Genomic DNA, 12,572 nt, shown 5'->3' with positions numbered 1-12,572 from the left:
CGGCTTTCCGACGTTATCGCTCTCTGCCTCTTTGCGACTTATCTCGCAAAGAGGCTTTTTGTTTTATCAGGAGACTTATCCATGTCTTGGTTGCAAATTCGTCTGGATATCACGCCCGAGCTGGCCGAACCCTACGAAGATATGCTGTTGGCGGTAGGCGCGGTGTCCGTGACTTACCAGGACAACGAAGACCAGCCCATTTATGAACCAGACCTGGGTACCACCCCTCTCTGGCAGAACACCTGCCTGGTGGGACTCTTTACCGGCGACACCGATATTGATGAAGCCCTGACGACGCTGAAGCTTCATCATCTTGCGACCTACCCAGAACATGAATTCCCGGACCACAAAACGGAGATTCTGGAAGACAAGGACTGGGAACGTGCCTGGATGGAGCATTTCGAGCCTATCCAGTTTGGCGACAAATTCTGGGTCTGCCCGAGCTGGAAACCCGCTCCCGATCCCGAAGCGGCGAACCTGATACTGGATCCGGGCCTGGCTTTTGGCACCGGCAGTCATCCTACCACCGCGCTGTGCCTTAAATGGCTGGCCAGCCAGGATCTGCAGGACAAAGTGGTTGTCGATTACGGCTGCGGCTCCGGTATTCTTGGCATCGCAGCCCTGCTTCTGGGAGCGCGCATGGTCTATGCGGTGGATATCGACCCTCAGGCGCTGGAAGCGACTCGCGACAATGCCGAGCGCAATGGCATTCGCTCTTCCAAACTAATGACGCTTTATCCCGAGCAGGTGCCTGAGCTGACGGCCGATGTCGTGGTCGCCAACATTCTTGCAGGCCCTCTGGTCGGACTGGCACCCACGCTAAGTGCACTGGCAACTACTGGCACTCAACTGGCACTTTCTGGCATCCTCTCTCACCAAGCAGATGATGTTCAACAGGCGTATGCAGGCACTTTCGAGATGACTGCCCCGGAAATCAAGGAAGACTGGGTTCGCCTACAAGGAGTTTGCCGCTGACATGAGCCCCGCCCCCAACACCCTGATTACGCGCTGCCCATCGTGCTCCACTGCCTTTAAGGTAGAAGCCGGGCAACTGCATCAGGCCGGGGGCAAGGTACGCTGCGGTGTCTGCCATCAGGTATTCACCGCCTCCAGCCATCTGATTAGCGGGCAGGTCAAACCCCAATCCACAAAAGTAAATCGACCTGCACAGCCACAGCCACAGCCACAGCCACAGCCACAGCCACAGCCACGATCAGCTGAAGCCAAACCAGCGGCAAGAGCTAATGTTCCCCCGGCAAGCAAGCCACCATCACCGCCGGCATCCCAAACCAAAACACACACTCATCTTGAGGCGGAAGTAAAAACCCGGCCTGCCTCTGCACCCAAGGCTCAGGCTCAGGCTCAGCAAAAGCCTCGTCAGAGACCTGTTGTTCAGGAAGACCCGCTTTTATTACTTGCCGAGCTGGCACCGACGGCTGCCGACTTACACATCTATATGCACAAGCCCGCCAGCAAGGGGACTTGGGCAGGCATGCTTCTGCTTCTATTATTACTTCCACTGCAATGGCTCTGGTGGGATCGCCACGCACTGGCATCAACCCCGCTGCTGCATGATGCCTATCAACTGGCGTGCCAGAAGCTGCCTTGCGAACTTCGTCCGCCTGAGGCGATCAATCAGATTCAGACCAAAGAATTTGTGATTCGCGACATGCCAGGTAACGAGGACCAGATTCAGGTCAATCTGGTATTACAAAATCAGGCCAGTTTCCCACAGCCATTTCCGATAATTGAGCTCACTTTCTATAGCCTTCAGGATCAGGCAACTGCCCAGCGCTTTCTTTCTGCGAAAGACTATTTGGGTGGTGAGCTCGACAATCAGGCACTCATGCCTTCAGCAACACCTATTTATCTGCAATTTTCCCTGTCAAAACCGCCGCAAAGCTCCGCCGGTTATGACATTGCGCTTCACTCAGCAAATGCCAAGATTCCCCCTTTCACCCCTCTGCCTGAAAGAGTAGAATAGCCCCCCTGCTCAGAAAGTACTCAACTGCCACGATTCAAATCGGCGCGCAGCGAGGACTTTTTGACTTTTTTAACTCCTGCTCAGGAAGGGTACGCGTGTTTTCCATCGGGTCTTACACCATCGACAGTCAGGTGATTCTGGCCCCCATGGCAGGGGTGACGGATTTACCTTTCCGCCGACTGTGCAAGCGACTCGGTGCAGGCATGGTGGTCTCCGAAATGCTGACAGCCAATCATCAGTTGTGGCATTCGCGAAAATCTCAGAAGCGCATGATCCATTTGGATGAGCCCGCACCGCGCTCGGTGCAGATTGCCGGTGGTGATCCACAGAGCATGGCCGAAGCGGCTCGTCTGAGTGCCGATCAGGGCGCGCAGATTATTGACCTGAACATGGGTTGCCCGGCAAAAAAAGTTTGTAATAAAGCAGCAGGTTCAGCCTTGCTTCGTGATGAGGCGCTGGTGAAATCGATTCTTGAAGCAGTGGTTGCCGCGGTAGACATTCCGGTAACACTCAAGATTCGAACTGGCTGGAGCCCTGATCAGCGTAATGGCGTAACCATTGCGCGCATGGCCGAAAGTATTGGCATCCAGGCGCTGGCCGTACATGGGCGTACACGTGAAGACCGCTTCATGGGGAATGCCGAGTACGACACCATCGCCGAAATCGTTAGTGCGATTGGCATTCCTGTCTTTGCAAATGGTGATGTCACATCACCACAGCAGGCTAAAAAAGTGCTCGATTACACCGGCGCCAGTGCGGTCATGATTGGCCGTGCGGCACAGGGTAACCCCTGGATTTTCCGGGAAATAGATCACTTTCTTCGACATGGCAACGAGTTACCTTCTGCCACGAAAGAAGAGCGGCACTCAGTGCTGCTTGAGCATTTAGATGCCCTTTATACGTTTTATGGGCAGGAGCACGGCGCCCGCATCGCGCGAAAGCATGTTGGGTGGTATCTGGCAGCACAGCCAGAGAGCAAAAGTTTTCGTAAATTTTTCAATCAGATAGAAACCTCTGATGAACAAGTAGTGGCCCTTGGGCACTTTTTCAGTGACTCCTGGGTCGACCACGAGGTAGCGGCATAGATGAACATGGCACTTACAAAACTGAATCCACAGGAAGCGATTAACGACGCATCAACACCAGCCAATATCGTTCCTCAGGAAACGGCACAAACGCTTCGCGATACGGTTGCCCGCTCACTGGAAAACTACTTCAAGCAGCTCGACGGCCAACCCGTCAGCGATGTCTATGAAATGGTGTTGGCCCAGATCGAACAGCCTCTGTTCGAAACCGTTATGCACTACACCAAGGACAACCAGACCAAGGCCTCTCAGGTATTGGGGCTGAATCGCGGCACACTGCGAAAGAAACTCAAGCAGTACGGTCTGCTCTGAACGGCAAAGGCGGCATGACCGCCTTTCTGCTTTTTAGCGCCAGCGACTTAGGCCGGGCACCACGCAGCTTAAGTCGAAGCCGACTGAATAATGATTAGGGCAAATGCCCATAAGCTAAACCAGCCGCTCATCACAAAGCGGATTGTAACGAACCTGCTCTGGACCCTGACTATGTCTACCCCTTCTCTGACTCCTGTCCGTCGCGCGCTGTTAAGCGTTTCTGACAAAACCGGACTGCTGCCTTTTGCTCAGGCACTGCAAGCCAAAGGTGTCGAACTGCTGTCGACCGGTGGCACCTACCGCATGCTGAAAGAAGCAGGCGTGCCTGTGACTGAAGTGTCTGACTACACCGGTTTCCCTGAAATGATGGACGGTCGCGTTAAGACACTGCACCCCAAAGTGCACGGCGGTATTCTCGGCCGTCGCGGTCAGGACGATGAAGTGATGAGCGAACACGGCATTGCCGCGATTGATATGGTTGTCGTTAATCTGTACCCCTTCGCACAGACAGTCGCCCGCCCTGATTGCTCCTGGGAAGACGCCATCGAGAACATCGATATTGGCGGTCCCACCATGGTTCGTGCAGCCGCCAAGAACCACGCTCACGTTGCCATCGTTACCGACGTTGCTGACTACGAGCGCATTCTTGATGTGATGAACAACAATGCTGACCAGCTGACTCACGCCCTGCGTTATGATCTGGCAGCCAAGGCTTTCGAACATACGGCGCAGTACGACGGCATGATCGCCAACTATCTGGGTGCCCGTAACGAAAACGGCGAGAAAGTCTCTGAGTTCCCCCGCACCTACTCTACCCAGCTGATCAAAAAGCAGGACATGCGCTACGGTGAAAATCCCCATCAGCGCGCTGCTTTCTATGTTGAGCCTGTGGTTCAGGAAGCCTCTGTGGCGACGGCAAATCAGCTGCAGGGCAAAGAGCTTTCCTACAACAACGTGGCTGACACTGATGCAGCCCTTGAATGTGTAAAGCCTTTCAAAGACCCGGCCTGCGTCATCGTCAAGCATGCGAACCCTTGTGGCGTCGCTATCGGCGACAACATTCTGGATGCCTACAACCGCGCATTCAAAACTGATCCCACTTCTGCGTTTGGCGGCATCATTGCCTTCAACCGTGAGCTGGATGCAGCAACGGCCAAAGCCATCGTTGATCGTCAGTTTGTTGAAGTCATTATTGCCCCTAGCGTCAGCGCAGAAGCTGCCGAAATCGTCGCGGCCAAGCAGAACGTTCGTCTGCTGGCTTGCGGTCACTGGGAAGCGGTTCGCGCCCCGGAACTTGAGTACAAGCGCGTGAACGGCGGTCTGCTGATTCAGGACCGTGACCTTGGCATGGTGGCAGAAGAAGAGATGAAAGTGGTCTCTAACCGCCAGCCTACCGAACAGGAAATGCGTGATCTGTTATTCGCGTGGGAAGTAGCCAAGTACGTCAAATCCAACGCCATCGTTTATGCCCGTGATGGCATGACTGTCGGCATCGGTGCAGGCCAGATGAGCCGCGTATACAGTGCTCGGATTGCAGGTATTAAAGCCGAAGACGAAGGTCTGGAAGTGCCAGGGTCAGTCATGGCCTCTGATGCCTTCTTCCCCTTCCGCGATGGTATCGATGCGGCAGCTAAAGCAGGCATTGTTGCGGTTATTCAGCCTGGTGGCTCCATGCGCGATCAGGAAGTCATTGATGCTGCTAACGAGCACGGCATCACCATGGTCTTCACTGGCATGCGTCACTTCCGCCACTGATCGTTGCCACTTAGCTGACAAGGACACAGAACATGAAAGTATTAGTCATAGGTAGCGGTGGTCGTGAGCACGCGCTGGCCTGGCAAGCGGCCAAAGACCCTCGTGTGACCGAGGTGTTCGTCGCACCCGGTAACGCCGGCACCGCCATTGAAGACAAGCTGACCAACGTCGACATCGACGTACTGGCGCTGGATGCACTGGCTGACTTTGCCAAGAACAACGATGTTGCCCTGACCATCGTTGGCCCGGAAGCACCACTGGTAGCAGGTCTGGTCGATAAATTTGTTGAACTGGGTTTGCCGGTTTTCGGCCCCACCGCCGGTGCAGCGCAGCTTGAAGGCTCAAAGGCCTTCACCAAGGACTTCCTGGCACGCCATGCCATCCCGACAGCGGATTATCAGAACTTTACTGAAGTTGAGCCTGCTCTGGCTTATCTGCAGGAAAAAGGCGCACCTATCGTCATCAAGGCCGATGGTCTTGCGGCAGGTAAAGGCGTTATCGTCGCCATGACGCAGGCAGAAGCCGAGGAAGCGGTACGCGATATGCTGTCCGGCAACGCTTTTGGTGATGCAGGCTGCCGCGTAGTCATCGAAGAGTTTCTGCAGGGCGAAGAAGCCAGCTTCATCGTCATGTCTGACGGCGTGAATGTGCTGCCCATGGCCACCAGCCAGGATCACAAACGTGTAGGCGAAGGCGACACCGGCCCGAACACTGGCGGCATGGGCGCTTACTCTCCTGCCCCCGTGGTTACCGATGTGGTTTATCAGCGCGCAATGGACGAAGTCATCATGCCGACCATCCGTGGCATGGAGAAAGAAGGCTATCCATTCCAGGGCTTCCTCTACGCAGGCTTGATGATCGATGAAACCGGCGCGCCGAAAGTCATCGAGTTTAACTGCCGCTTTGGTGACCCTGAGACTCAGCCCATCATGCTGCGTCTTAAATCCTCGCTGGTGGAACTGTGCGAAGCGGCGGTTGCCGGCAAGCTCGACACTGCCACCATCGAATGGGATCAGCGCCCAAGTCTCGGCGTGGTACTGGCTGCCGGTGGCTATCCTGGCAACTACGGCAAAGGTGATGAAATCACCCTGCCTGCCAGCCTGCCTGAAGGCATCAAGATCTTCCACGCCGGCACCAAGCTGGTTGATGGCAAAGTCACCACCAACGGCGGCCGTGTGCTGTGCGTTGCTGCCATGGGCGACAGCGTGAAAGAAGCGCAGGAGCGTGCCTACAGCGCCTGCGATCAGGTCAGCTGGAATGGCATGTTCTGCCGCCGCGATATCGGCTGGCGTGCGATTGCTCGCGAAGAAGGCTAAGCCTGATATTGCGAGGCACTAGAAAAGGCCACCTTCGGGTGGCTTTTTTGTGTGCACACTTCACCAAAATGGACACACACATCTTTACATTTCTTGACATTCACGACTCAGCCCCTAAACTCTGCCCCCATTCTCAGGATCACAGGAAGTGACTCCAGCGGTATCCAGCCACTCTCCTGCAGCCTTTCTGATCAGAAGCCAGACGTGATCGTTCTGGACATCTCGCTCCTACAAGGATGTTCTCCCCCGCACACTGTGCAGGCGCTGAACACTCAGTCACTGTGAGGTTTGTGCATGAGTCAGCCAACCGACTCTCGAAACAAGAACCGCGGCCCCGGTTACGCATCCATTACCGAAAAAGTTATTCCGACTCCGGATGGCGTTGCGGACAGCACAGCCGGTGGTTTATCAGAGCAAATGGCCACAGGTGCTGCAGCCGGCTACACCGATGACGCTGGCACCATCATGCTGGATACCATTTACGTCACCGCCAACAGCACCCCTCTGGATGAACAGTCCTTTATCGGTGACCCTGTTTCACTCAGCAGCGGCGAAGAGGTTTTAAGCCTTACCGATGCGACGTTGCCCGGCCTCGATGGTCTGAGCTGGTCGCGCCTTTACCGCTCCTGTTTTTGTGATCATGCCACCTCGCTTGGTAAAGGCTGGCGCTCGCCCTACCACGTCAGTATTCAGGAAGAAACCGATCGTGAAGGTAGCCGCCTCATCTATACCAACGAGGAAGGTCGCGCGATTCTGTTTGAGAACGTCAGAAGCGGTGGCGTCAGCTATCAGCGTGGCGAAGGCCTGCGCCTGAATCGCGACTTCAAAGAATACCGTCAGGACGATGAACTCACGCTCTACTTCCCCGATGGACACATCAAGGTTTTCACCCGCCAACCTGGACAAAACCGTCAGAAACAAATCCAACACTGGCATTTAAGCCGCTGGGTCACGGCAGAAACACAGCTCTGGCTTTTCACCTATAACCAGCAAAACCAGCTCGGCACCATTGTTCAGGAAGGCAGTCAGCAACAGGTTCGCCTGGCTTATGATCCTGAGGGTCGGCTGATCAGCGTACTGCAGGTCACCCCCGCGCCACGCCCGGATGCCAAACCTCTGCAGTATTTTCTGGCGCGCTACAGCTACAACGAAAAAGATGAGCTGATCAGCGCTACCAATCAGTATGAGCAAACCGAGCGCTATGACTATCAGGACGGTCTGCTGATTACCCGAACCCAGGCCAGTGGTTACCAACACCATCTGGTGTGGCAAGGTGAGGGCCCCACCGCTCGTGTTATCGAGCAGTACGGTGATAACAAAAGCTTTTATAGCCGCCTGGAATTTGACGAGGCTGCGCGCATTACCACGGCGATTGCCGGTGACGAGAGCCGTTGGGAATATCATTACGATGCCCACTGGAAACTCATCAAACAAGTGGCGCCGGACGGCGGCTGTGATGAATTCAGCTACGATGACTACCTTCGCCTGACCCGGCATAAAGATGCCTCGGGACAGGTTCACCACTATGAGTACAACGACCTCGGACAACTGGTTCGCGAAGAACAGGGAAATTACTGGCTCGAACATCGCTACAACAGCCTGGGTCAGCGTATCTCAACCCGCGATGAGCTGGGCGAGCACTTCACACGTACCTTTGATGCCGCTGGCAAGCTGATCAGTGATAACAAGCTGCTATCAAGCGATGCTCAAGGCGGTCTTGAAGAGACCCGCTACCACTATGATAAAACCAGCCTGCAACTCGCCAGAGTGGAGCAGTCCGGCAAAGCTGATATCCAGTTTCAGTTCGATGTCCCGAACCGCACTAGCAAAACCCCCAATTTTTTCAATGAGCCAAGCTGCCCCCTGTTGGTTAAGCAGGGTGAAGCGACCTGGCGTTACCGCTATAACCTGCTGGGCCGACTCGATGGCTTGCTGACTCCAACGCAGGAAGTGATCAACTATCACTACAACAAGCAGGGACTTTTGGGGCGCCATAGCCGGTTTCTGGCTGGCGCAGAAGCGCACGCAGAAACCACCGAGTATCGCTATGACGATGCGGGGCGCTTAACCGCTGTTATCGCGCCGGATGGCACCACTGAACAGGTCGAATATGAAGGTTTTGCCGAGCCGAAGGCGCTAATTCAGGCAGATGAAAGCAACCTTCACCTTTGCTACAACGCTCAGCGCCAGCTGACGGGCCTGCTTCGCAGTGATCATGCTTTCTCACGTTTTCATTACGACAGTTGCCAGCGTCTGACGCGCACCGAGCACTTTGATGAACGTCAGCGCGGTTACCGCTGGAGTCAGGACGGCAAGCTGATTGAAATCACAGAAGGTAAAAGCGGTTATCCCAGTACAGTACGGATTCAGCTTAACCATGATACCCGCGGCAACATGACTCAGCGGGATGCCCAGAGTTACAGCCATGACAGCTCAACCTCTGATCATTTCCAGTACGATGTGCGTAACCGCCTGACCGAGGCATTTAACCCTCAGGCCCGGGTCAAAATTTACTGGAATACCCGTAACCAGAAGACCGGTGCAGAAGGCTGGATCAACGATCGTCATGGCGATATGCATCCCTGGAAAATTGAGCACAGCTTTGACCGCCATAATCGCCTGGAAAGTACAACACTGCCGGATGGCACTCGCATTAGCCACCATTACGATAGCCATCATCGACTTGAAGGTGTGAGCGTTAACGATGCTCGTGTGCTCAACCGTCGCACCAATGTCTATGGCAGTGAAGTGCTGCGCGAGATACCCGCTTTCCCGGCGCCACTACTGACCCAGCAGTATGATCACCGTGATCGCCTGATCCGCCAAAGCTGGCAGCATAATGAACAGCCACGGCATCGTGAATATCGCTATGGTGCTCATCAGCAGCTGAGTCAGGTTGAAGACTCCGCCACAGGTTCAGCGCAATACGCTTACGATGCGCTGCGTCAGCTGCGTGAAGTTAGCACCAGTGGCCAGACGCAGAACTATCGCTTTGATAGCTGGGGCAACCCGCTGGAGTTTGCCGGACAAGCCGCTGAAGCAACGTTTGACAAGCTAACGATGCTTGGCGAGCAACGCTATAGCCATGATGAACTCGGCAACCAGAGCGAAGTCCATGACGCCAGCGGCAAGCTGCTGCAACGACGCCTGTTCGATGGTCTGAATCAACTGCGTGAGGTGATCACCGATAGCGTACATGCCCGTTATGACTACGACTCTTTTGGACGTCGAGTACGTAAAGAAGTGCTGCGTTTTGAGCTGGTACTGGAGGGTGACGATGAAAACGATCCCGAGAACTGGACGCGTCGTATTCTTGGCAAAAATACCACCTTCTTTTATTGGGATGGTAACCAGTTAATCGGTGAGAACCGGGATGGCCAGTCACGCTGGTATATCTACGAACCCCAACCTGAAGATCAGCAGCAACGCTCCCATCGTCCATTGATGATGATTGAGGGCAGTAATATCTATCACTACGTACTGGATCAGCGTGGAGCGCCTATCGCCCTGCTGGATAACCAAGGTCAACTCGCCTGGGAAGCACAGCTGGATGCGTGGGGCCATGCCACAGTTCTGCATGAAAACGTGGATAATCCGCTTCGTCTGCAGGGCCAGTACGCAGATAAAGAAAGCGGACTTCATTACAACCGCTACCGTTATTACGACCCGACCCAAGGGCGCTTTATTACTCAGGACCCCATTGGCTTATTGGGCGGCTTAAACCCTTACCGCTACGCGCCGAACCCTTTAAGCTGGGCAGATCCTCTCGGCCTCTGCACAGAAGCTGCCTGCCTCGGCACCGAACCAAGTCTGGCCGCCAGCGCGGGCTCGTTAACAGCAGATATGCTCCCTGTGGTCGGTAGCCTTAAATCGCTGGCACAGGTGTTTACGGGCTCAGATCTCGTGACCGGTGAACCTGTCAGCCGCTGGATGGAAGGAGCAGGTATCCTGCTGGGCATGATTCCCGGTGGCAAAGCGCTGTTAAAAGGGAAGAAGGCGCTCAAACTCGCTGACAAGGCTCTTGGAGGGCTGAATACAGCTCAAAAAGCCTTGGGCGATATTCCAAAAGTTACTGCGCTGAATAGAGCAGATCTTGAAAGTAAACTCGTAGAGAAGCTCGGTCGAGATATAAAAGATAATCCCCTCCGTAAAGAGTACGAACAAAAAGTAGCAGAGTTATCCAGGTATCAACTAGGCCTTACAGATCACACTATTGCAGAAAAGGCATTAGCGAATATGGCGAATCTACCAGGCTCAGAAAAAGTACTGGCTGAAACAGCCAACAATGCTCGCCGCCAGCTTGGCGTAGAATACAAAAACCTGACACCAGAACCACTTAGAGATTATATCTATGATGTCAATATGAAGAGATATGGAGATCCTTTAGGGCCGGGAGTTGACCTTCTGGTGCAACGAGGTAAAACTTACTCTCAGATTGTTGAAAGTGCTGCAAGGCCTAACCCAGATGTGAACTCATTGCTCGGTGGATTTGGAAAGTGGCTTTCTAAACAGCCTGAAGATTATTTACAAAAGCACATGAACCTTTTAAGTGGTAGCAACTGATGTCAACTAAACTATTAAGAAATCGTGATATATATAATTATCTTTTAGAGTATGACAATAACCTGGGACCTTTAAGGGAGATATCCGCGGCAAACACTCCTGATAGCAATATTGAGAAAAAAGGAACTTATATTAAATTAGGTGCGGATTTTTTTGGTATTATCGCCTCTAAAAATGGTCCTCTTTTTTTTGCCAATCAACAGCAGTTCCCTATCAATAGTACTGAATTGACCTTTACCCATTCCCGAGGAGAAGAACAACATACCTTCACATGCCATTACCAGGGGAAGCAGATTATTAATTTAACCTACGACCGATGGGATGATATTGATATTGATCCCTGGTCCGATGAGGATTTTATTGATTTCTTTATATGGCTTACTAAATCTTCAAAAAATCATGATTTTATTAACCAATGGACAGATTAAGAAGATAGACGAAGGGATTTTAGATAATTAGTGCAAAATTTATAATGCGGTCCTATTGATCGATAAAAACAAATTTAAAATATTAACAATAATTTCTTTGTTGCATAAATTATGTTTAGCATTAAAAACCCTAACCTTTCAAATTTGAATTACAGTAATAAAAACAAGAAAATATCATTAAACCTTTTATTCTTTTTCTCACTCTTTAGCTGCCTTCTGTTAATCGGGTGTGGTGATTCTGAGAGTACCGCTTCAGGACAACAGGCTAGCGCAAATCCTAAGATCTATTATTCAGAGAGCATCGATGAGTTAGCAGAGTCAGTACCGTTGGAAGGATTAGAGGTAGAGTCTGTCAAATGGGCCACAGGTGCAGTGATTCGTAAGAATGCAGTAAAATCAGGATTTCTCCCTGAAATGAATGATTATTGGCTCACCGCTGTTTTACAAATCTCCGAAAAACAAAAGGTAGAAGAAATCACCAAAGACTGTGAACTCATTTCCACCATTAAAGATGCCAAACACAGCGCGATGTTAGGTAGCGAAGTAAGATCAATCACCGATAATCCGGAGTTTATTAATCAGGATACGCTTAATGCCTACTCCCCTTGCCATTTTATGAAGCGTTTCAGTTATGGTTTTATGATTAAAGACCCCAAAAATAACCAGATCCTTCTTTCGTTGGAAACAATGTAACCGGGCCTCACACGAGGTTTTTAATAGTATGCCCCCTGTTCGTAACCACTCCATAATCCACTGTGCCCTTTGATGACATCAGGTAACCTGCCTCCCCTTCAGCGAATGCAAAGCCAACTCGAAGCTTTTACTCAGGGGCAGCTTGTATTAAGTGACTTAATTGCCGATCTGGCGTTCCTGGGCGATGCGCTGCCGGAGGTCTCATCCTGCTGGTTAACAAAGTTTGATGCGGCCCTGCTGGATCTGGAGTCTATTGACGCTTATCAGCATGATTTCCCTAATGACACTCTCTCACCGCAGCTGAACGCCGTAGTCACCCACGCCATTACCACTCTCAGGCAACTGGTGAGCGAAACCCTTGGTAACCACCTTGCGCCCTGAAAGCCTGTACTTTTCTTCTCCTGACCTCAGGCAATGTTCAGATAATAAGCAAAGA

At 52.6% G+C, this 12,572-nt stretch carries 10 protein-coding genes; all 10 read left to right on the top strand.

The genetic code is table 11. The features are described 5' to 3' along the window. Window positions 1–81 precede the first annotated feature (81 nt). The 10 genes from prmA to ACKC9G_RS03720 all read left to right on the top strand — a co-directional run bounded on the left by prmA (window position 82) and on the right by ACKC9G_RS03720 (window position 12,517). The gene (gene prmA / locus ACKC9G_RS03765; protein ID WP_411403601.1) at window positions 82–975 is read left to right on the top strand and encodes a 50S ribosomal protein L11 methyltransferase; all 894 of its coding nucleotides are present in this window, start codon (window positions 82–84) and stop codon (window positions 973–975) included. A 1-nt stretch (window position 976) separates the two neighbouring features. Then, window positions 977–1,984, top strand: a complete 1,008-nt coding sequence (locus ACKC9G_RS03760; protein ID WP_411403600.1) for a zinc-ribbon and DUF3426 domain-containing protein — start codon at window positions 977–979, stop codon at window positions 1,982–1,984. Window positions 1,985–2,079: 95 nt separating this feature from the next. Further along, window positions 2,080–3,069, top strand: coding sequence for a tRNA dihydrouridine synthase DusB (gene dusB, locus ACKC9G_RS03755; RefSeq protein WP_411403599.1), 990 nt, complete (start codon window positions 2,080–2,082; stop codon window positions 3,067–3,069). 6 nt (window positions 3,070–3,075) lie between these two features. Beyond that, window positions 3,076–3,381 carry a DNA-binding transcriptional regulator Fis gene (gene fis / locus ACKC9G_RS03750; protein ID WP_411403598.1) on the top strand — a complete coding sequence of 102 codons (306 nt, stop codon included), beginning with the start codon at window positions 3,076–3,078 and terminating at the stop codon, window positions 3,379–3,381. A gap of 171 nt (window positions 3,382–3,552) precedes the next feature. Further along, window positions 3,553–5,136 (top strand): bifunctional phosphoribosylaminoimidazolecarboxamide formyltransferase/IMP cyclohydrolase, encoded by a 1,584-nt coding sequence (gene purH, locus ACKC9G_RS03745; RefSeq protein ID WP_411403597.1) that lies wholly within the window; start codon window positions 3,553–3,555, stop codon window positions 5,134–5,136. A 32-nt stretch (window positions 5,137–5,168) separates the two neighbouring features. Continuing rightward, the gene (gene purD / locus ACKC9G_RS03740; RefSeq protein WP_411403596.1) at window positions 5,169–6,452 is read left to right on the top strand and encodes a phosphoribosylamine--glycine ligase; all 1,284 of its coding nucleotides are present in this window, start codon (window positions 5,169–5,171) and stop codon (window positions 6,450–6,452) included. 294 nt (window positions 6,453–6,746) lie between these two features. After that, window positions 6,747–11,015 carry an RHS repeat-associated core domain-containing protein gene (locus tag ACKC9G_RS03735; protein WP_411403595.1) on the top strand — a complete coding sequence of 1,423 codons (4,269 nt, stop codon included), beginning with the start codon at window positions 6,747–6,749 and terminating at the stop codon, window positions 11,013–11,015. Further along, a complete protein-coding gene (locus ACKC9G_RS03730) occupies window positions 11,015–11,443 on the top strand; it encodes a hypothetical protein (protein WP_411403594.1) in 429 nt (142 codons plus the stop codon). The genes ACKC9G_RS03735 and ACKC9G_RS03730 overlap by 1 nt, the downstream gene beginning before the upstream one ends. 111 nt (window positions 11,444–11,554) lie before the next feature. Further along, the gene (locus ACKC9G_RS03725) at window positions 11,555–12,136 is read left to right on the top strand and encodes a hypothetical protein (RefSeq protein ID WP_411403593.1); all 582 of its coding nucleotides are present in this window, start codon (window positions 11,555–11,557) and stop codon (window positions 12,134–12,136) included. Window positions 12,137–12,208: 72 nt separating this feature from the next. Further along, a complete protein-coding gene (locus tag ACKC9G_RS03720) occupies window positions 12,209–12,517 on the top strand; it encodes a hypothetical protein (protein ID WP_411403592.1) in 309 nt (102 codons plus the stop codon). Window positions 12,518–12,572: the final 55 nt, after the last annotated feature.

The organism is Pokkaliibacter sp. CJK22405 (genome assembly GCF_046614695.1).
Lineage (GTDB): Bacteria > Pseudomonadota > Gammaproteobacteria > Pseudomonadales > Balneatricaceae > Pokkaliibacter.
This window is presented reverse-complemented; position numbering and strand designations above follow the sequence as displayed.